Genomic DNA, 20,055 nt, shown 5'->3' with positions numbered 1-20,055 from the left:
CCAACTAAGGATAATCGAAAAGAGAAAGTACAGCTTTATAACATCATACTAAAAATAATTAATTAGAATTAACAGGTAGTTAGTCTATGGCAGTAGTCTGTAACCTTTCCAGGCATACTGTGAGATAATAAAGCCTTATTAATGAGTCATTTTGTCCGCCAAAATCGCATTTCAGAGTTTATTATCAGTCTAAAGAGGGGATAACTTACACGATTAAGATTTTTCCTAAAAAATAACAGGATTTGCGAGCGAGTTAACAAATTATTTATTTTCTGCGCGGGGGTTATGGTGTTTTTTTCAACGGTCAAATAGCGGCCAATGCGTTGTTTGTTCTTTCGCTTTGCGAACTATCCCCCGGAAAACCGTCATAAATCTGTCACACTTAACCCACTTATTACCACAGTGAGGACGTTGGGATGAAAAAAACAATACTTGCCAGTGCGGTTGTCGGCGCGATGTTAATGACGACAGGTGTCCAGGCGCAAAGCGGAACGGACGGATACAAGCTGCAACAAGTACTGATCATGAGCCGCCATAATCTGCGCGCGCCGCTGGCGAATAACGGTAGTGTACTGGAGCAGTCAACGCCAGATAAATGGCCGCAATGGGATGTCCCCGGCGGGCAGTTGACCACAAAGGGCGGTGTGCTTGAAGTTTACATGGGGCACTATATGCGCGAATGGCTGGCGCAAGAGGGGATGATAACCACCGGCGAATGCCCGGCGCCACAAACCGTTTATGCCTATGCGAACAGTCTGCAACGCACAGTCGCCACTGCGCAGTTCTTCATTTCCGGCGCGTTCCCGGGGTGCGATGTGTCGGTGCATCACCAGGAAAAAATGGGCACCATGGACCCGACCTTTAACCCGGTGATTACCGATGATTCGCCAGAATTTAAAGAGAAAGCGTTGAAGGCAATGGAAAACGAGCGCCAGAAAATGCAGCTTAATGACAGCTATCAATTGCTGGCACAGATAGCCGATTACCAGAATTCACCCTCCTGTAAGGAAAAAAAGGTCTGTTCACTCATTGATGCGAAAGATACTTTCAGCGCCAGTTATGAAAAAGAGCCCGGCGTTGACGGTCCGCTGAAAGTGGGCAACTCGTTAGTGGATGCCTTCACGCTGCAATACTATGAAGGTTTCCCGCTGGATCAAGTGGCCTGGGGAAAAATCAAAACCGACCAACAGTGGCGTGTACTGTCGAAGCTGAAAAATGGCTATCAGGACAGCCTCTTCACCTCTCCGGAAGTAGCGCGTAATGTCTCGGCGCCGCTGGTGAAGTATATAGATAAAATACTGGTGAGCGACGTGGCGAACGCGCCGAAAATCACCCTGCTGGCGGGGCACGACTCCAACATTGCGTCGCTCATCCGCGCGCTGGATTTCAAGCCTTATCAGTTGCCGAACCAGTATGAGCGCACACCCATCGGCGGCAAAATCGTTTTCCAGCGCTGGCATGACGATAAAGCCAACCGCGACCTGATGAAAATCGAATATGTTTATCAGAGCACCGAACAACTGCGTAATACTGAGCCGTTAACCCTGGAAAACCCGCCGCAGCGCGTTACGCTGGCACTGAATGGTTGTCCGGTTGATGCTAACGGTTTCTGTCCGATGGATAAATTCCAGCAGGTGATGGAGCAGGCCGTTAAATAACGATTGAGCCCTTCATCGGTGAGGAGCTTTAGTAAGTAAAGGTGATAAAAAACCCCCGCCAGTGGCGGGGGTGGTTGGGTGGTAATCAGACGTTTTTACGTTCGATGGTTTGTTCGCCCCAGAAGAGCGAGTCTTTATCGGTTTTCTCAAACGCGCGGATCAATACTTCATCGCTGCCTTCTTCCCAGATTTTCTCCGCCAGCTTTTCGTCATACTTCGCGGCTTCAAAAATGGCTTCGGCAATTTCGGGAGAAGTGTTTCGCAAACTTGCCCATTCGCCTACGTGATGTGCCTTTGCTTCATTACTCGGCATATTTCTCCTCCTGTTGAATTCGGTTGAAGGTTAGCGTTAGCCGTGCAGTTTCTTCGCCAGTCCGGCGACGTACTCACCCTGATAGCGTGCAATGGAAAGTTCTTCCTGACTTGGCTGGCGTGAGCCGTCACCACCGGCAATGGTAGTCGCGCCGTAAGGTGTGCCGCCGCGTACCTGGGAGATATCAAACAGCTCCTGTGCGGCGTAGCCAATCGGCACAATGACCATGCCGTGATGGGCGAGGGTCGTCCAGGTGGAGGTGATGGTCTGCTCCTGGCCGCCGCCAGTACCCGTTGAGCTAAAGACACTGGCGAGTTTGCCGTACAGCGCGCCGGAAGCCCATAGTCCGCCGGTCTGGTCGAGGAAGGTGCGCATCTGCCCCGACATGTTGCCAAAGCGCGTTGGCGTGCCGAAGATGATGGCGTCATAGTCAGCCAGTTCCTGTGGCGTGGCAACGGGTGCGTTTTGCGCTTTACCACCGGCTTTTTCGAAAACCTCGGCAGGCATGGTTTCCGGGACGCGTTTTACCACTACTTCTACACCATCAACCTTGTTTGCCCCTTCGGCCACCGCTTTCGCCATGGTCTCAATGTGTCCGTACATGGAATAATAAAGCACCAAAATCTTTGCCATTTGCTTCACTCCTCGATTTTCATAGTTAACAGCCTGTGGCTGCCCTCCTTTAAAGATAAATCGTGTGGCTGAGAGTGCAACTATCACAACCACTTCTTTGATTCATAACAAAAATGTGAAATTTAGCTTTGTTGTAATTTGATACATTTTCCGCCATTCCGCTTTTGGTAGTGATAAGAAACGCTTATCGATCACGAGACGGGAAACTCACCGGAAAGTCGTGGATCCTGTTGCAGAATATTTCGGTTGGCTGGCTCTCTGGGGCAGGTTTACTAAGATTAGTTCCACGGCGAGGGAATACTTCTCTTCGTCGCAGGTGAAAGAATTCTCTTTTACTGAATGCAGTATGATGTCTAATGTTTTCACATAACCGGAGGTTAGTTATGGCAAACCATCGTGGTGGATCAGGCAATTTTGCCGAAGACCGTGACAGAGCATCAGAAGCAGGTCGTAAAGGTGGTCAGCACAGCGGCGGTAATTTTAAAAATGACCCGCAGCGTGCCTCTGAAGCAGGCAAAAAAGGGGGCAAAAACAGCCACGGCGGCAAATAATTGCTGAGTTGCTGTTAGTCCTCAACCGCCGGGATTTCCCCGGCGGTTTTTATTTGTGCCCTGCCTTTGTTATCCTGTCCGCGCTTAACAAAAGGAGAGGGCGCATGGCGCAGCGCGCAGCAAAAAAAAACGGTAAGCGTTCACAGGCGGTGAGTGCAAAAAAACAGGCCATTCTTAATGCGGCGCTGAACACCTTCTCGCAATACGGCATACACGGTACCCGGCTGGAACAGGTGGCGGAACAGGCCGGCGTTTCCAAATCCAATCTTCTTTACTATTTTCCTTCCAAAGAAGCCCTGTATGTTGCCGTACTGCGGCAAATTCTTGATATCTGGCTGGCGCCGCTGCGCGCGTTTCACGAAGATTTTACGCCGCTGGTGGCTATCAAAGAGTACATCCGTCTCAAGCTCGAAGTCTCCCGTGATTACCCGGAAGCCTCCAGATTATTCTGCCTGGAGATGTTGCAGGGGGCGCCGCTGTTGATGGGCGAACTGACTGGAGATCTGAAAACGTTAATAGATGACAAGTCGGCGATCATCGCCGGGTGGATTGCGAACGGCAAGCTGGCCCCCGTCGACCCGCACCATCTGATTTTTATGATCTGGGCATCCACCCAGCACTACGCTGATTTCGCCACTCAGGTGGAGGCGGTCACTGGCAGTACGCTGAAAGACGAGGCGTTCTTTCAGCGTACTGTAGAAAACGTGCAACGGATGATTATCGAAGGGATCCGTGTACGTTAATTCCCCGGCGGCAGCGGGCAGCTCAGGTCACCTTCTTCACACTGTAACAACGAGGCGAGAAACGCTTCACGCTCAACAGTTTTGTCCACCATGCACTGGTTCTCGACCATCGGTTGGACGCTGCCGCCGGTGGAGCCGGAGCTCATAAACGCACAGTCGGCATCGCGCAGGGTAATCCACGCGTTTTGCGCCTTTTTCAGCAGTTCGCGCTGCGTCGGTACCGCACGCTTAAGCGCATTCTGATACGTTTCGTTGAGTTTTTTATCGGCGGCCTGATACTGCGCGGCGGTGCAGTTGTTCAGTTCTGCCTGCGTGCCTGCGCTGGCGCATTCATCGGCCGGCGCACTGGCGCTGAAGGCCAGCGCGCTAAACATAATCAGTATACGTTTCATTATCATCTCCCGATTGCATAATGAAACGTAGTATACCTGTTCTGTGTATCAATGCGCGCAGAAGAAAATCGGTCGTTGCCCAACCGTGAACAGGAACCCTTTTTGCGCCTGCGGGAGGATAGAATAGGTAATGTTTTTATCAGGATAGACGTAAAAATCCGGCAGGATATCGTCCATCACTGAGTCCGGTAACGTCTCATCATTTGACATTTTGTTGACGCTCACTGAGTGCAGGCGCACCTCGTTTTTATTTTCGGTCCAGGTATAGGCGACTTCGCGACGTACTGTCCCCACCACTTTATTATTCTCGCTGTAGGTCCCGCTGACCGACACCACACCCGAATGGGCTTTGGATGAATACATAAAATCGAGCATCAGATTCGCGCGCACGTCGCCGGAATAGACTCGCACCGGCGCAGAACAGCGCTCCGGCTTGTAAATCTTATCGACCTGAAATGTGAAGTGGTAGGAGAGAGCCCCTCCTAATACCAGAAGAATGAGACAACCCACAGTTGTCTGTGTTCTAGTCACGAGTTACCCCTCGAAAATAGAGAGAAACACAACCCGAGTCGGTTGCGTCATCATATGGTTTTTGGCAGATCAGCGCCGTCAGCGCAGGCAATGCATTGGATGAAGGGAAATACACCCATGGGTATTTCTGGCAGTCCAGCCCCGTTTTGATAATGGTGGCTTTATCTTTCTGGTATGGGCTGTTGTCGTCGATTGCATCCTCCGTGGAATAGAAGTGACAGCCATTACTGGTTTCGAACAGGGTGTAATCCTCGAACAGTGAGTCATCAGCATTCACAAAAGTGGCGCTGTAGACGACCAGTGCGCCAAGCAAAAAGGCCACGGCCATATGCAATGCCGGCCATTTGTTATCGCGCAGAACGCAGATCCGACGACGGGGCTTCGTTAATGATTTAACAATGCGCTGCGTATCTGAAGCCGGTGAGGCCGCCCCCGTCGACGGTTCATAAATCGCTTCCACCTGCGAGGTGTTGTGATATTCCTCTGCACTGATGCGCACCACCTTCACATTGCTCTCAATCTGAAAGCCCCGGCGTGACACCGTAGCGAGAATGGTTTTATCGGTTTCCCCAACAGTACGCAGTCCGCGACGGACAATAGAAATGTTCTGGTAGAGGGTATTGGTCGGCACCTGCACCAGTTCGTCAGGCCACACTTTTTCGAAAAAGGTTTGGTGCAATACCACGCTGTGCGCCGCCTCCAGCAGCAACACAAGACAACGGCTGGCTGGTCGGGTTAACAGCACCGACAGTTCCGGTCTTGACAGCGAAGCCAGTTTGTTTTTTTCGGGTATAAACTCGATGTTATCGTCGATTATCCAAAGCATACGTCGTTACCGGCAGAAAAATGAATTTTGGGCGCAACCCAAAAATATGAGTAGTGAAAGCAACATCCTTTTCCAGCAGGAGACTGGTGTATTAATAATTCATGCTAATCGCAGTGGAAACGAATCCAGGAATTACTATCAGTTTCAGCATGACGGGCGATTAACAATAGATTAAAAAAGGTCCATTTAATGTAACAAGCTAATTTCTCTGCATTTTTATTACTACCGGCAGTTATTGCTTAAATTTACTTCAGACATGTTTCGACTTTCAATACGTAATATAAGGAAATCGTATTAAATAGGTGATTTAAGAAATAAATTCCTAGGGAAATACTTAAAAGTGCCCGTATTCACAGGGGATATGCGACATGGCTGAAATGCGAGAAATTATACGAAATCAGAACTTGAGCATTTCCTGATATAAGATAAATTCTCGTTTCGGGGGTAGAACCATTCAAATGAAAGCGGATGACGAGAATATCGCATCTGGAAGGTACCCGGCAACACATTCGTTGCCGGGCAAATTATTGCTTAACCAATAGTCATCAGGCTGGCATTTCCGCCTGCGGCGGCGGTATTAATACTTAATGAACGTTCATGATACAAACGCTCCAGCAAGAGATTGGTTTCACCGCGAGCAAACCCCTGTACCGAGACAATCGCGCCATCACGCGCCGCGACCTGTTCGCACAGTTCACGCAACTGGTCAGAATCACCGTGATAAATCACCGCGTCAAAACGCTGCGCCATCAGCACGTCAGGCTTTGCGAAACGAATACGCTCGGCAACGGCTTTCGGTAACTGTTTCACCAGCGCACGTTGCAGCGGCGCGTCCGGCCACAGTACTTCGCTGCCGACCGCTGTCACCGCGGCTAACTGTACCAGTGCATCATCATCGTTATCCGCCACGCACAGCACGCATTCCCGCGGTACGAAGGTGAGGGTGTTGCGTTCACCCGTCGGCCCCGGCAGCAGACGCTGCGTTCCGGCCTGCGCCAGTTCGCCGTACTGCTGGCAGAGCGCATGCAGCGATGGACGGTTCTCTGCCCATTGCGTCAGCACCATCAGCGGTTTTTCCAGCAGGGTTTTCAGCTGGGTATCGACCGCATATTCCGCATCCTGACGGGCGAGAGTTTTCGCCAACGCTGTTTCCGGGCGGCTTGATAGCAGGCGGTACAGATAAAGCGGACCGCCTGCTTTTGGCCCGGTGCCTGACAACCCTTCGCCGCCAAACGGCTGTACGCCAACCACCGCGCCAACCATGTTGCGGTTGACGTACAGGTTGCCGACGTGCGCATTGCCGGTGACCTGCGCGATGGTCTCGTCAATACGGGTATGTACGCCAAGCGTCAGGCCATAACCCGCAGCGTTGATTTGCGCCAGCAACTGATCCAGCTCGTTACGGCGATAGCGCACGACGTGTAATACCGGGCCAAAGACCTCTTTTTTCAGTTCATCAAAGCTGTCGAGTTCAATCAGCGTAGGCGGCACGAAAGTGCCGCTGGTCCATTCACGGGCATCTTCGCTGTTATCAAAGGCAGCCTGGAAGACATTACGGCCTTTGGCGCGCAGGGTCTGAATATGTTGTTCGATGTTGGCTTTGGCTTCCGCATCAATAACCGGTCCGATGTCGGTGGTCAGGCGACCAGGGTTACCCATCCGGCACTCCGCCATCGCACCACGTAGCATGGTCAGCGTGTGGTCGGCGACTTCTTCCTGCAGACACAGTACGCGCAGGGCAGAGCAACGCTGACCGGCGCTGTCGAACGCTGAGGCCAGCACGTCGATCACTACCTGTTCGGTCAGGGCGGACGAGTCCACAATCATCGCGTTCAGGCCGCCGGTTTCAGCGATAAGCGGCGTCGGACGACCTTGTGCGTCGAGGCGGCTGGCGATATTGCGCTGCAAGAGTGTGGCGACTTCAGTGGATCCGGTAAACATCACACCGCGCACGCGATTGTCGGCAGTCAGTTGTGCCCCGACGGTTTCACCGCGACCTGGCAGCAACTGGATCACACCCGCCGGAACGCCAGCTTCGCGCAGAATAGCCACGCCCTGGGCGGCGATAAGCGGCGTCTGTTCCGCGGGTTTCGCCAACACGCTGTTGCCTGCCGCCAGGGCAGCCGCAATCTGACCGGTGAAGATCGCCAGCGGGAAGTTCCACGGACTGATGCACACCACCGGGCCTAACGGGCGATGGGTTTCATTATCAAAATCGTGTCGCACCTGTCCGGCATAATAGTGAAGGAAATCCACCGCTTCACGCACTTCGGCAATCGCGTTGCTGAAGGTTTTCCCGGCTTCGCGTACCAGAATGCCCATCAGTTGTTGCATCTGGCCTTCCATCAGTACCGCCGCACGTTCGAGGATGGCAGCACGTTCTTCCGGCGGCGTTGCGAACCAAATCGGCGCGTTGCTCACCGCGCTGTTAAGCGCTTGTTCCACTTCGCTTTCACTGGCTTCACGCACATAACCCACCAGGTCTTTTGGCTCCGCCGGGTTAATCACTGGCACAAGCTCACCTTCGTCAACCGGTTGTTCCAGCATCGGCAGCGCCTGCCACTTCTGCAACGCGCTGTTCAGTAATGACGAGGAAAGAGAGGCGAGACGGTGTTCGTTCGCCAGATCCAGCCCTGCCGAGTTAGCGCGGCCTTTACCGTATAAATCGCGCGGCAGCGGAATTTTCGGATGTGGCAGACCTGGCTGGCCTTCCTGGGCCGCCAGTTTTTCAACGGCCTCTACCGGATCGGCCACCAGCTCATCCAGCGGCAGGGTGTTATCAGCGATGCGGTTCACAAACGAGGTGTTGGCACCATTTTCCAGCAAGCGGCGCACCAGATACGCCAGCAGCGTCTCATGGGTGCCCACCGGGGCATAGATGCGGCACGGACGATTCAGTTTGCCTTCCGCCACTTTCCCGACCACCTGCTCGTACAGCGGTTCCCCCATGCCATGCAGGCACTGGAATTCATACTGGCCCGGATAGTAGTTCTGTCCTGCGAGCTGGTAAATCGCCGCCAGCGTATGGGCGTTGTGGGTGGCGAACTGCGGGTAAATCAGATTTGGCACGCTAAGCAGTTTTTTCGCACAGGCAATATAGGAAACATCGGTGTACACCTTGCGGGTGTAGACCGGATATCCTTCCAGCCCTTCCATCTGCGCGCGTTTGATTTCGCTGTCCCAGTAAGCGCCTTTCACCAGACGGATCATCAGGCGGCGACGGCTGCGTGTGGCGAGATCAACCAGGTAATCAATCACGAACGGGCAGCGTTTCTGGTACGCCTGAATGACGAAACCAATGCCGTTCCAGCCAGCCAGTTCCGGCTCGAAGCAGAGTTTTTCCAGCAGATCGAGGGAGATTTCCAGGCGGTCGGCTTCTTCGGCATCAATGTTAATGCCGATGTCATACTGGCGCGCGAGCAGGGTTAATGACTTCAGGCGTGGATAGAGTTCGTCCATCACGCGATTGTACTGCGCACGACTGTAGCGCGGGTGCAGGGCAGACAGTTTGATGGAAATGCCCGGACCTTCATAAATGCCGCGCCCGTTAGACGCTTTGCCAATGGCATGAATGGCCTGCTGATAAGAGACCATATACGCCTGCGCGTCTGCGGCGGTCAGCGCCGCTTCACCCAGCATATCGTAAGAGTAACGGAAACCCTTCTCTTCCAGTTTACGGGCATTGGCCAGCGCTTCGGCGATGGTTTCCCCGGTGACGAACTGCTCGCCCATCAGGCGCATCGCCATATCCACACCTTTACGGATCAGCGGTTCGCCGCTCTTACCAATGATGCGGTTCAGCGAGCGCGACAGGCTGGCTTCGTTATGTGTTGACACCAGTTTACCGGTAAACAGCAGCCCCCAGGTGGCGGCGTTAACGAACAGTGACGGGCTGCGGCCAATGTGCGACTGCCAGTTGCCATTGCTGATTTTGTCGCGGATTAACGCATCGCGGGTGGCTTTGTCCGGAATTCGCAGCAGCGCTTCGGCAAGGCACATCAGCGCCACGCCTTCCTGAGAGGAAAGCGAAAATTCCTGCAACAGACTCTGCACCATACCGGCGCGACCACTGGCGGTTTTCTGGTTGCGCAGTTTTTCTGCCAGTTGATACGCCAGCTTGTGCGCCTGTTCCGCCACGTTCTGTGGCAGACGCGCCTGTTCAAGCAGCATCGGTACCGCATCGGTTTCGGCACGACGGTATGCGGCGGTAATATTCGCCCTGGTGACAGACTGCGGCAGAATTTGTTCGGCAAATTCAAGGAACGGCTGATGGGCTTCATCGACGGGTGCTGTGGCTTCATCGCTTTCGTTGGCGGCGCCGGAAAGCAGTGCGGGCAGCTCCGGCAGCGCATCGTCATTATCCAGTCGTTCGAGATAGTTAAAAATCGCCTGCTTAATTAACCAGTGCGGTGTGCGATCAATTCGGGTTGCGGCCGCTTTGATGCGTTCGCGGGTGGCGTCGTCAAGCTTAACCCCCATGGTGGTGGTGCCCATTGCCGTTCACTCCTGTGTTTGTTCTTTGTGTACTTTTATTTGGTTACGCAGAAATATCTATCATGTTGCAACTTTGTGCAACCTTGTTAATTGTGACCTGAGTAGCAAGCTTAAAAATGAATGAATTGTTAATGGAAAACGTAAAATTAAAAATGGAAGTAATAAAACGCAAAACGTTTCTATGCGTTGCTTAACAAAAATAAAAGGTGCAACCGCCAGAAGTGTGAGCGAGTGCAACCTGTGAGAATTTAGCTCAGGGAGCAGGGTGCATTCGTTGTAAATGATGTGTTAAATCGTTTGTGAAATTTTAAAGCTTCGGTCAGGATACTGTCCCCCTGGCAGTCACAGAATCATCACCCCGTTCCGGTGATGGAATATAACGGCGAATAAAAAAGAGTTCTGGAGAGGTTTCATGGCTATTAGTACACCGATGCTGGTGACGTTTTGCGTCTATATCTTTGGCATGATCTTAATCGGGTTTATTGCGTGGCGCTCCACGAAAAACTTTGATGACTATATTCTTGGTGGCCGCAGTCTGGGTCCGTTTGTGACGGCGTTGTCCGCCGGGGCGTCTGACATGAGTGGCTGGCTGCTGATGGGCCTGCCGGGGGCGATTTTTATCTCCGGGATCTCCGAAAGCTGGATTGCCATCGGCCTTACGGTCGGGGCATGGATCAACTGGAAACTGGTGGCTGGCCGCCTGCGCGTCCACACCGAAGTGAACAACAATGCCCTGACGTTGCCGGATTACTTCACTGGCCGCTTTGAAGATACCAGCCGCATACTGCGTATTATTTCTGCGCTGGTCATTTTGCTGTTCTTCACTATCTACTGCGCTTCCGGGATTGTCGCTGGTGCGCGTCTGTTCGAAAGTACTTTCGGGCTGAGCTATGAAACCGCACTGTGGGCTGGTGCCGCAGCCACCATTATTTATACCTTCATCGGCGGCTTCCTCGCCGTCAGCTGGACCGACACCGTGCAGGCCAGCCTGATGATTTTCGCGCTGATCCTGACCCCGGTCATCGTTATTCTGACCGTCGGCGGTTTCGGCGATTCGCTGGAAGTGATCAAACAAAAAAGCATTGAAAACGTCGACATGCTGAAAGGGCTGAACTTCGTCGCCATCATCTCGTTGATGGGCTGGGGTCTGGGCTATTTCGGGCAGCCGCACATTCTGGCGCGCTTCATGGCGGCTGACTCACACCACAGCATCGTGCATGCCCGCCGTATCAGTATGACCTGGATGATCTTGTGTCTGGCAGGGGCGGTGGCCGTCGGTTTCTTCGGCATCGCCTACTTCAACAATAACCCGTCGCTGGCGGGTGCGGTAAATCAGAACGCCGAGCGCGTGTTCATTGAGCTGGCGCAAATCCTGTTCAACCCGTGGATTGCCGGTATTCTGCTGTCGGCGATTCTGGCGGCGGTGATGTCCACCCTGAGCTGCCAGCTGCTGGTCTGCTCCAGCGCCATCACAGAAGATCTCTACAAAGCATTCCTGCGTAAAGGCGCGAGCCAGACAGAACTGGTATGGGTAGGGCGCATCATGGTGCTGGTGGTTGCGCTGGTGGCCATCGCGCTTGCCTCGAACCCGGAAAACCGCGTGCTGGGGCTGGTGAGTTATGCCTGGGCGGGCTTCGGCGCCGCGTTTGGCCCGGTAGTGCTGTTCTCGGTGATGTGGTCGCGCATGACCCGCAACGGGGCGCTGGCCGGGATGATCATCGGTGCGGTGACCGTCATCGTCTGGAAACAGTTCGGCTGGCTGGATCTGTACGAGATTATCCCTGGTTTCATCTTCGGTAGCCTCGGCATCGTGATTTTCAGCCTGCTGGGTAAAGCACCGTCTGCCGCTATGCAACAGCGTTTTGCTGAAGCGGATGCGCATTACCACTCGGCGCCACCGTCACGTTTACAGGCGGAATAACCCGCTGAAAACGTTCCTGAGTCCGCTTTTCGGACTCAGGAACGCCTCTCCCTGAATCCATTCCCCGCTCAATTTTTACATCCTGTCATTATTCTCGTGACATTTTGCTTGTGTTTATTTGCGCCGTAATGATAATCGCAATCACTAAGATTTACTTTTCTTTGCACCAACTGACCGTGATTCACATTTAAGGATGTCGGCATGTTTGTTCCATTTCTCATTATGTTACGTGAAGGACTTGAGGCGGCGCTTATTGTCAGCCTGATCGCCAGTTATCTGAAGCGCACCCAACGCGGTCGCTGGATTGGCGTAATGTGGATTGGCGTGTTTCTCGCCGCGGCGCTGTGTCTCGGTTTAGGCGTCTTTATTAACGAAACCACCGGCGAGTTCCCGCAAAAAGAGCAGGAACTGTTTGAAGGGCTGGTGGCGCTGGTCGCGGTCGTCATCCTGACATGGATGGTGTTCTGGATGCGTAAAGTCTCACGCAACGTAAAGCAACAACTGGAACAGGCTGTAGATAACGCGCTCCAGCGCAGCAATCACCACGGCTGGGCGTTGATCCTGATGGTTTTCTTCGCCGTTGCGCGTGAAGGGCTGGAGTCGGTGTTCTTCCTGCTGGCGGCGTTTCAGCAGGATGTCGGCATCTGGCCGCCGCTGGGCGCGGTGCTTGGGCTGGCGACGGCAGTAGTGCTCGGCTTTCTGCTTTATTGGGGCGGCATCCGGCTTAACCTTGGCGCGTTCTTCAAATGGACCAGCCTGTTTATCTTACTGGTAGCGGCAGGGCTGGCGGCAGGGGCGATCCGCGCTTTTCATGAAGCCGGGCTGTGGAACAACTTCCAGCAAGTGGCGTTTGATTTCAGCAATGTGCTCTCCACGCATTCCCTGACGGGAACGCTGATGGAAGGTATTTTCGGCTACCAGGAAGCGCCGAGTGTCAGCGAAGTGGCGGTTTACTTTATTTATCTGATTCCGGCGCTGGTGCTGTTCGCACTGCCGCCGCGTGCCGGTACGACAGCGTCCCGTACAGCACCCTGATGTCATTCGACGCATTACACTATTTAGTTACAACATACTTATTGAAAGGGATAGGTCATGACAACTAACTTCCGCCGTAGTGCGCTGCAAGTGGGTATTGCTGCGCTGTTCGCTTCTGTTTTTGCTGCTCAGGCTGCGGATATTCCGCAGGTAAAAGTGACCGTCAATGACAAACAGTGTGAGCCGATGAGCATCACCGTCAATGCCGGTAAAACGCAGTTCATCATCCAGAACCACAGTCAGAAAGCGCTGGAGTGGGAAATCCTCAAAGGCGTGATGGTGGTGGAAGAGCGTGAAAACATCGCGCCGGGATTCACCCAGAAGATGACCGCCAACCTGCAGCCGGGTGAATATGACATGACCTGCGGCCTGCTGACCAACCCGAAAGGCAAGCTGATTGTCAAAGGCGAAGCGACAGCGGCGGACGCGGCCAAAGCGAATGCTGTGCTCAGCCTCGGTGAAGCGATCACCCACTATAAAACCTACGTCACCGCTGAAACCGCGGAACTGGTTAAAGGCACTAAAGCCTTTACCGATGCCGTGAAAGCCGGCGACATCGAAAAAGCGAAAGCACTGTACGCACCGACTCGCCAGCACTACGAGCGTATTGAACCCATCGCCGAGCTGTTCTCTGACCTCGACGGCAGCATCGATGCTCGTGAAGACGACTATGAACAGAAAGCGGACGACCCGAAATTCACCGGCTTCCACCGCCTCGAAAAAGCGCTGTTTGGCGACAACACCACCAAAGGGATGGAGCAGTACGCGACCCAGTTGAACACTGACGTGCTTGAACTGCAAAAACGCATCAGCGAACTGGCGTTCCTGCCATCAAAAGTGGTGGGCGGCGCGGCCGGGCTGATTGAAGAAGTGGCAGCCAGCAAAATCAGCGGCGAAGAAGATCGCTACAGCCACACTGACCTGTGGGACTTCCAGGCCAATATTGATGGCGCGCAGAAAATTGTCGACCTGCTGCGTCCGCAACTTCAGAAAGAGAACAACGCGCTGCTGGCGAAAGTTGATGCCAACTTCAAAAAAGTGGATGCGATCCTGGCGAAGTATCGCACCAAAGACGGTTACGAAACTTACGACAAACTGACCAGTGCTGACCGCAACGCGCTGAAAGGGCCGATCACTACCCTGGCGGAAGACCTTGCACAGCTGCGCGGGATCCTGGGGCTGGACTAAGCATCATGGCACAACAAAAACATGACGACGTAAACGAACCGTCACGTCGCCGTTTACTCAAAGGTATCGGCGTGCTGGGAGGCGCGCTGGCATTCAGCGGCGGATGTCCGGTCGCTCATGCGGCAAAACCGCAGAGCGCGCCCGGCACCGCATCGCCGGATGCGCGCATGGAAACGCAGCCGTTCTATGGCCTCCACCAGTCAGGCATTCTGACGCCGCAGCAGGCATCGATGATGCTGGTAGCGTTTGATGTGCTGGCAGGTGACAAGGCTGAACTTGAGCGGCTGTTTCGCCTGCTGACGCAGCGCATTGCTTTCCTGACCGCAGGCGGCCCGGCGCCGGAGACGCCCAACCCGCGCCTTCCGCCGATGGACTCCGGCATCCTCGGGCCGTACATCGCCCCGGATAACCTGACGATGACCGTCTCCGTGGGCCATTCCCTGTTTGATGAGCGTTTCGGCCTGGCCGGGAAAGCACCGAAAAAACTGCAAAAGATGACGCGCTTTCCGAATGATTCACTGGATGCCTCGCTGTGCCACGGTGACCTGTTATTGCAGATCTGTGCCAACACCCAGGATACAGTGATTCACGCCCTGCGCGATATCATCAAGCACACGCCGGATCTGCTCAGTGTGCGATGGAAGCGGGAAGGGTTTATCTCCGACCATGCCGCACGCAGCAAAGGCAAAGAGACACCGGTGAACCTGCTGGGCTTTAAGGATGGTACCGCGAATCCCGACAGCAGCGATGCGCCGTTGATGGACAACGTTGTCTGGGTAACAGCCGATCAGGACGAGCCCGCATGGGCGGTGGGCGGCTCTTACCAGGCTGTGCGTATTATTCAGTTCCACGTCGAGTTCTGGGATCGTACGCCGCTGAAAGAGCAGCAGACGATTTTCGGACGCGACAAGCAGAGTGGGGCGCCGCTGGGAATGCAGCATGAGCATGACGTACCGGATTACAGCCGTGATCCGAACGGCGATGTGATTGCCCTCGACAGCCATATCCGTCTGGCGAATCCGCGCACGCCGGAAACCCAGTCCAGCCTGATGATGCGCCGGGGCTACAGTTATTCCCTTGGCGCAACCCCTTCTGGTCAGCTCGATATGGGACTGCTTTTTGTCTGTTATCAGCACGATTTGGAAAAAGGTTTCCTGACAGTGCAGAAAAGACTCAATGGCGAAGCGCTGGAAGAGTACATCAAACCGATTGGCGGTGGCTTTTTCTTTGTACTGCCAGCGGCGAAAGATAAGCAACACTATCTGGGGCAGACACTGCTAAGTGCCTGAATAATAACCTGCCCGCAAGGGCAGGTCTCATTTTTACCTCGACAACAAATCCTTTTGACGCTTATTGTTTTCTGTGCGCATAATTCACTTATCAATAATTCGATATTTTTTCTGATTCCAAAGTATTGATATATTTCTGTAATATAAATGCCAGATACTTTCCCGAACTGTTCGGGACGTTGAAAGTTATGTTCAGGTAAAAAATATGTTGCACTATTGATAATATATGGTGTACTTATTGACATAAGCGGTAGTTCCCGGCAGTGATGTAGTCTCACGATGGAGATCGCTAATGGTAGCGTCCTGTACTGGACAAAGCAGAAAAACAACCCGCAATACCCAGCACGGAGCCCCAGCCTCCGGCAGCGACTTCTTCACCCCTGAATTTTCCCCATTTTCGACAACAAACGCATTCACCGGTGTGGCGCAGGGTGCATGGCATCGTGCGTCTACACTTTTTCCAGCAGCAAGCAATGGCTTACAAGGAAGCCAAACCTCAATCGTTCGTACGCATAGTCGTGCCGTTCAAGGCGCGTGTGATGAATACCAACAACGCAAGGTGCTATCCATGGGAAGACAAAAAGCAGTGATCAAAGCTCGTCGTGAAGCAAAACGTGTGCTGAGACGAGATTCACGTAGCCATAAGCAACGTGAAGAAGAATCGGTCACCTCGCTTGTGCAGATGAGTGGCGTGGAATCAATTGGCATGGCGCGGGAAGGCCGTGATACTTCTCCCGTTGAAGCACGCAATGACGCTCAGGTGCACTACCTGAATGCTATCGAGAATAAGCAGCTGATCTTCGCAACCGGTGAGGCCGGGTGCGGTAAAACCTGGATCAGCGCGGCGAAAGCGGCGGAGGCCCTGATACATAAGGATGTGGACAGGATCATTGTTACCCGTCCGGTCCTGCAAGCTGACGAAGATCTCGGCTTCTTACCCGGAGATATATCCGAGAAGTTTGCCCCTTATTTCCGCCCGGTTTACGACGTGCTCGTAAAACGGCTGGGAGCATCCTTCATGCAATACTGCCTGCGACCAGAGATTGGTAAGGTGGAAATCGCGCCGTTCGCCTATATGCGTGGACGTACCTTTGAAAATGCGGTGGTGATCCTTGATGAGGCCCAGAATGTCACCGCAGCGCAAATGAAGATGTTTTTAACGCGCCTCGGGGAGAACGTGACGGTTATCGTGAACGGTGACATCACCCAGTGTGATTTGCCCTCTGGCGTCCAGTCAGGGTTAAGCGATGCGCTCGCACGTTTCGAGGAAGATGAAATGATAGGCATTGTTCGTTTCACGAAAGACGATTGCGTACGCTCTGCACTGTGCCAGCGTACACTGAATGCCTATAGCTAAACGACGGTTCTGTTACGCACTCAAGGCCCGGGAAACCGGGCTTTGTTTTTGAATCGCTAATGCGGAAAGCGCAGCCAGAATGTCGTCTGGCGCTGTTCACATTTCACGCCACAGCTTCCCTGATGCAATTGCATAATACTGCGAACAATAGACAACCCCAGTCCGCTGCTGTTTTTAGAGGCATGTCGCGCGCTGTCGGCTCGCCAGAAGCGATCAAACAACCTTTCCTGTTGCTCCGCCGGAATTGCATCGCCGTGGTTGGTCACGCAAATCAGCACGCCATCAGGTTGCTGGCGCGCCTCAATGAGGACTTCGCTATGGCTGTCCGCATAGCGGATGGCGTTAGCTAACAGATTGGCGACGGCTCGCTGTAGCAGGTCGGCATCGGCTATGACGTTTCCGGCGAGCGAAAAGCGCAGGGTGACCTGCCGCTCTTCTGCCAGACCTTCAAAATAATCCGCCAGCGGATGCAGCACCTCCGCCAGCGACAGCGGGATTTTGTTAATCGCCTGGCTGGCATTTTCTGCGCGGGCAAGAAACAACATTTTGTCGATCATCGTCGACAGACGCACCAGCTCTTCAAAGTTGGAGCCAAGCAGCGCGGTGTAATAGGCTTCGGTACGTTTTTGCGTCAGCGCGATCTCTGTTTGCCCCATCAGATTGCCGATCGGCGTGCGAAGATCGTGGGCCATATCCGCACTGACCTGGCTGAGCTGTTGAAAGCTGTTTTCCAGCCTGTCCAGCATTTGATTAAAGGCTTTGATCAGTGGCTGCAGTTCAGAGGGCGTGTTGTGCAGGGCGATGCGACGCCCCAGATGGCGCACGTCAATGGCCGACGTTTCCCTGGCCAGGCGTTGCAATGGCCGCAGGCTGCGTCGGGCTAATAAGGCGCTCAGTATCACCACCACCAGTGCGGCGCACAGCGTGATTAGCGCAATCTGGCGCAGGTAGTTCGCCTGGATTTGTGAGCGCTCGGTCATCAGCCTGCCGGTAATAATTTCGAGCTGACGGGGAGGATTACCGGTTATCGCCAGCGCGGCGGCTGAAATAAAGGGCACGCCATTTTGCGCTGGCTGATGATGTACATCGGCCAGGTTGAGCGGTCGGCTGGCAACCACCGGCACATGCTCCGGCAATGGACGCTGACCGGGATTCACCTCGATCAGTGGCGGTTGCCCGGGAAAACGCAGCACCAGTAGCGATTCTGTATTACCCAGCATGTTAGTAAACAGATGTGGCTTTTTGCGGATCATCTGCTGGACATCTTCATCAAGCACCAGCGTGCGGATTTGATCCAGGCGGTTGAGTAACGCGGTGTCGTCACGAATGCTCAGTTGCTGGCAAAGCGACTGATAAAGGGCCGTTCCCACGCCAATCAGCACCACCAGAACCGCGGTCCCCATCATCAGCGATAAACGGGTACTGATGGCCAGATTTCTCATCGCTTTTCCTCACAGCAATAACCCACGCCGTGCACGGTATGGATCAGCGGAAAGGCGAAGGGCGCATCCACTTTTTGCCTCAGGCGGCGGACGGCCACATCCACCACGTTTGTATCGCTGTCAAAATTCATATCCCAGACGCGCGAGGCGATAAGCGTCCGGGTCAGCACCTGACCGGGGTTCTGCATAAACAGCTGTAATAAGTTGAACTCTTTGTTGGTCAGATCCAGACGGACACCTGCGCGTTCCACCCGGCGCGTACTAATATTCAGACGCAGATCGCCCACTTCCAGTTGCTCTTCCCGCTTTGCCTGCCCACCACGGCGCAGCGCGGTACGGATACGGGCCAGCAGTTCCGCAAAGGAGAAGGGTTTGACCAGATAGTCATCCGCGCCAAGCTCCAGCCCTTTGATTTTGTCCTCTAAGGTGCCTTTGGCCGTAAGGAAAATGACCGGCGTATCCAGCTGCTTATCCAGCTGAGCCATCACCTCCCAGCCATTCATCTGAGGCATCATCACATCTAACAGGATGAGGTCGTAATAGTATTCCTGGGCCATAAACAGCCCTTCCTGACCATCTGCCGCGACATCAACCACGTAACCGGATTCGGTCAGGCCGCTGCGCATGTATTCACGCGCCTTGGGTTCGTCTTCTATCACCAGTATTTTCACGATGGCTCCTGGACGTGCTTCCCAGCGCAGCAGCGGTAACTCAGTTCTGCGCGATGTTAGCCGCTTGCTCAATCAGCGTGGCGACTTCTTTAGGATGAGACTGATAAACGGAATGGCTGCCGTCGACTTCCACGGTATGGCTTTTAGCGCGTTTAGCGTACATACGCTGCAGATCGGGATTAATAATTTTGTCCGACCTGGCCACCATATACCAGCTGGGTTTGGTTCTCCATGCCGCTTCGGTCACCACCGCCGCAAGTGAAGTGGGCGACGTGGGGATTTGCGCCTGCGCCTGGAACTGCGCCAGCTCATTCGGCAGGTCGGCAGCAAAATCACCCGGGAAGTACTGTGGATCAAGCATAACGTAGCCATCCGATGTTTTAATAAAAGGATGGGCCGTGTTGGGATATTTTTTACTGATTTCTGCCCGGTTCTCCCCGGCATCCAGCGCGTGGGCGGCGATATAAACCAGCCCGGTCACTTTGGGATCATTACCGGCCTGGGTAATAATCGCGCCGCCATAGCTATGACCGACCAGAATAACCGGGCCATCCTGGCGGTTCAGGATCCTCCGGGTTGCCGTGACATCGTCAGCAAATGAGGTTAACGGCTCCTGCACCAACGTGACCTTATAGCCATCACGACGCAAAATATCATAGACCGGTTTCCACCCTGATCCATCCACAAAGGCACCATGCACCAGGACGATATTCTTCACCGGGGCAGCCTGGACGGCGTGACTGACACCGGTCATCATCAGGGCTGCGGCGATGATGCCCATAACTGCGCTGTTTTTCAGTTTCATGCTCATTTCTCCTCACAGGAATTGACTCTGAATGTGGGAGTGAGTGTAGCGAGAGGGTTCTGACAACAGGGTGAGTGAGTTATGACAAAAAAATGACGGAGGGGGACGGTTGTACTCCGGTCGGGCGTTCTCATCCCCCTGGTACGGCGCTACATGCGAAAAAAAGCCCGCATTTGCATGCGAGCTCTTCTTTAAATATGGCGGTG

Annotated in this window: 17 protein-coding genes; 8 read left to right on the top strand and 9 right to left on the bottom strand. The window is 53.8% G+C overall.

Translation table 11 applies throughout. The annotated features are described in order from the left end of the window. Window positions 1–416: 416 nt before the first annotated feature. The gene (gene agp / locus GTGU_RS04745) at window positions 417–1,658 is read left to right on the top strand and encodes a bifunctional glucose-1-phosphatase/inositol phosphatase (protein ID WP_038154558.1); all 1,242 of its coding nucleotides are present in this window, start codon (window positions 417–419) and stop codon (window positions 1,656–1,658) included. A gap of 85 nt (window positions 1,659–1,743) precedes the next feature. Here the strand turns inward: agp and GTGU_RS04740 are convergent, their stop codons facing one another. Together GTGU_RS04740 and wrbA are read right to left on the bottom strand one after the other, a co-directional pair. Further along, window positions 1,744–1,971 carry a YccJ family protein gene (locus GTGU_RS04740; protein ID WP_038154557.1) on the bottom strand — a complete coding sequence of 76 codons (228 nt, stop codon included), beginning with the start codon at window positions 1,969–1,971 and terminating at the stop codon, window positions 1,744–1,746. A gap of 36 nt (window positions 1,972–2,007) precedes the next feature. Further along, entirely contained in the window at window positions 2,008–2,604 is a 597-nt protein-coding gene (gene wrbA / locus GTGU_RS04735; RefSeq protein ID WP_038154556.1) for an NAD(P)H:quinone oxidoreductase, read from the bottom strand. A 383-nt stretch (window positions 2,605–2,987) separates the two neighbouring features. Between wrbA and GTGU_RS04730 the strand changes: the two genes are divergently transcribed. Continuing rightward, the gene (locus tag GTGU_RS04730) at window positions 2,988–3,155 is read left to right on the top strand and encodes a con-10 family general stress protein (RefSeq protein WP_038154555.1); all 168 of its coding nucleotides are present in this window, start codon (window positions 2,988–2,990) and stop codon (window positions 3,153–3,155) included. Between the two features lie 104 nt (window positions 3,156–3,259). Further along, window positions 3,260–3,898, top strand: coding sequence for an HTH-type transcriptional regulator RutR (gene rutR / locus GTGU_RS04725; RefSeq protein WP_038154554.1), 639 nt, complete (start codon window positions 3,260–3,262; stop codon window positions 3,896–3,898). Here rutR and GTGU_RS04720 read toward each other — a convergent pair. The 4 genes from GTGU_RS04720 to putA form a co-directional block, all read right to left on the bottom strand. After that, complete coding sequence (locus GTGU_RS04720; protein ID WP_038154553.1) at window positions 3,895–4,290, bottom strand: lysozyme inhibitor LprI family protein; 396 nt, start codon at window positions 4,288–4,290, stop codon at window positions 3,895–3,897. The genes rutR and GTGU_RS04720 overlap by 4 nt on opposite strands. A 48-nt stretch (window positions 4,291–4,338) precedes the next feature. Beyond that, window positions 4,339–4,821, bottom strand: a complete 483-nt coding sequence (locus GTGU_RS04715; protein ID WP_038154552.1) for a hypothetical protein — start codon at window positions 4,819–4,821, stop codon at window positions 4,339–4,341. Then, entirely contained in the window at window positions 4,814–5,647 is an 834-nt protein-coding gene (locus GTGU_RS04710) for a winged helix-turn-helix domain-containing protein (protein ID WP_038154551.1), read from the bottom strand. Before GTGU_RS04710 ends, GTGU_RS04715 begins: the two co-directional genes overlap by 8 nt. A gap of 531 nt (window positions 5,648–6,178) precedes the next feature. Beyond that, window positions 6,179–10,141 carry a trifunctional transcriptional regulator/proline dehydrogenase/L-glutamate gamma-semialdehyde dehydrogenase gene (putA, locus tag GTGU_RS04705; RefSeq protein ID WP_038154550.1) on the bottom strand — a complete coding sequence of 1,321 codons (3,963 nt, stop codon included), beginning with the start codon at window positions 10,139–10,141 and terminating at the stop codon, window positions 6,179–6,181. Window positions 10,142–10,553: 412 nt separating this feature from the next. On the opposite strand from putA, the gene putP reads away from it, so the two are divergent. The 5 genes from putP to phoH all read left to right on the top strand — a co-directional run bounded on the left by putP (window position 10,554) and on the right by phoH (window position 16,931). Continuing rightward, window positions 10,554–12,062, top strand: a complete 1,509-nt coding sequence (gene putP / locus GTGU_RS04700; protein WP_038154549.1) for a sodium/proline symporter PutP — start codon at window positions 10,554–10,556, stop codon at window positions 12,060–12,062. Between the two features lie 201 nt (window positions 12,063–12,263). Next, the gene (gene efeU / locus GTGU_RS04695; RefSeq protein ID WP_038154548.1) at window positions 12,264–13,097 is read left to right on the top strand and encodes an iron uptake transporter permease EfeU; all 834 of its coding nucleotides are present in this window, start codon (window positions 12,264–12,266) and stop codon (window positions 13,095–13,097) included. A gap of 57 nt (window positions 13,098–13,154) precedes the next feature. Next, on the top strand, window positions 13,155–14,285 hold the full coding sequence (gene efeO / locus GTGU_RS04690) for an iron uptake system protein EfeO (RefSeq protein WP_038154547.1): 1,131 nt from the start codon (window positions 13,155–13,157) through the stop codon (window positions 14,283–14,285). Window positions 14,286–14,290: 5 nt separating this feature from the next. Next, complete coding sequence (efeB, locus tag GTGU_RS04685; RefSeq protein ID WP_038154546.1) at window positions 14,291–15,574, top strand: iron uptake transporter deferrochelatase/peroxidase subunit; 1,284 nt, start codon at window positions 14,291–14,293, stop codon at window positions 15,572–15,574. A gap of 568 nt (window positions 15,575–16,142) precedes the next feature. Then, window positions 16,143–16,931: a phosphate starvation-inducible protein PhoH gene (gene phoH, locus GTGU_RS04680; protein WP_038154545.1), complete on the top strand. Its 789-nt coding sequence runs from the start codon at window positions 16,143–16,145 to the stop codon at window positions 16,929–16,931. A gap of 56 nt (window positions 16,932–16,987) precedes the next feature. On the opposite strand, the gene GTGU_RS04675 is transcribed toward phoH, so the two are convergent. Genes GTGU_RS04675 through GTGU_RS04665 form a run of 3 tightly spaced genes read right to left on the bottom strand, consistent with a single transcriptional unit; the run spans window position 16,988 to window position 19,855 of the window. Further along, window positions 16,988–18,373 (bottom strand): heavy metal sensor histidine kinase, encoded by a 1,386-nt coding sequence (locus tag GTGU_RS04675; protein WP_038154544.1) that lies wholly within the window; start codon window positions 18,371–18,373, stop codon window positions 16,988–16,990. Next, a complete protein-coding gene (locus GTGU_RS04670) occupies window positions 18,370–19,044 on the bottom strand; it encodes a heavy metal response regulator transcription factor (protein ID WP_038154543.1) in 675 nt (224 codons plus the stop codon). The genes GTGU_RS04675 and GTGU_RS04670 overlap by 4 nt, the downstream gene beginning before the upstream one ends. A 40-nt stretch (window positions 19,045–19,084) precedes the next feature. Further along, window positions 19,085–19,855 carry an alpha/beta hydrolase gene (locus GTGU_RS04665; protein WP_425427399.1) on the bottom strand — a complete coding sequence of 257 codons (771 nt, stop codon included), beginning with the start codon at window positions 19,853–19,855 and terminating at the stop codon, window positions 19,085–19,087. Window positions 19,856–20,055: the final 200 nt, after the last annotated feature.

It is taken from the genome of Trabulsiella guamensis ATCC 49490 (assembly GCF_000734965.1).
Taxonomy (GTDB): domain Bacteria; phylum Pseudomonadota; class Gammaproteobacteria; order Enterobacterales; family Enterobacteriaceae; genus Trabulsiella; species Trabulsiella guamensis.
Note: the sequence above shows the minus strand (reverse complement) of the source record. Positions and strands in the feature narration are given on the sequence as shown.

Bases quoted from the DNA above. Each gene is read 5' to 3' on its own strand.
- wrbA (WP_038154556.1), bottom strand. From the start codon at position 2,604: ATGGCAAAGATTTTGGTGCTTTATTATTCCATGTACGGACACATTGAG.
- rutR (WP_038154554.1), top strand. From the start codon at position 3,260: ATGGCGCAGCGCGCAGCAAAAAAAAACGGTAAGCGTTCACAGGCGGTG.
- GTGU_RS04720 (WP_038154553.1), bottom strand. From the start codon at position 4,290: ATGAAACGTATACTGATTATGTTTAGCGCGCTGGCCTTCAGCGCCAGT.
- GTGU_RS04740 (WP_038154557.1), bottom strand. From the start codon at position 1,971: ATGCCGAGTAATGAAGCAAAGGCACATCACGTAGGCGAATGGGCAAGT.
- GTGU_RS04665 (WP_425427399.1), bottom strand. From the start codon at position 19,855: ATGAGCATGAAACTGAAAAACAGCGCAGTTATGGGCATCATCGCCGCA.
- efeO (WP_038154547.1), top strand. From the start codon at position 13,155: ATGACAACTAACTTCCGCCGTAGTGCGCTGCAAGTGGGTATTGCTGCG.
- GTGU_RS04710 (WP_038154551.1), bottom strand. From the start codon at position 5,647: ATGCTTTGGATAATCGACGATAACATCGAGTTTATACCCGAAAAAAAC.
- GTGU_RS04730 (WP_038154555.1), top strand. From the start codon at position 2,988: ATGGCAAACCATCGTGGTGGATCAGGCAATTTTGCCGAAGACCGTGAC.
- efeU (WP_038154548.1), top strand. From the start codon at position 12,264: ATGTTTGTTCCATTTCTCATTATGTTACGTGAAGGACTTGAGGCGGCG.
- agp (WP_038154558.1), top strand. From the start codon at position 417: ATGAAAAAAACAATACTTGCCAGTGCGGTTGTCGGCGCGATGTTAATG.
- efeB (WP_038154546.1), top strand. From the start codon at position 14,291: ATGGCACAACAAAAACATGACGACGTAAACGAACCGTCACGTCGCCGT.
- GTGU_RS04675 (WP_038154544.1), bottom strand. From the start codon at position 18,373: ATGAGAAATCTGGCCATCAGTACCCGTTTATCGCTGATGATGGGGACC.
- putP (WP_038154549.1), top strand. From the start codon at position 10,554: ATGGCTATTAGTACACCGATGCTGGTGACGTTTTGCGTCTATATCTTT.
- putA (WP_038154550.1), bottom strand. From the start codon at position 10,141: ATGGGCACCACCACCATGGGGGTTAAGCTTGACGACGCCACCCGCGAA.
- phoH (WP_038154545.1), top strand. From the start codon at position 16,143: ATGGGAAGACAAAAAGCAGTGATCAAAGCTCGTCGTGAAGCAAAACGT.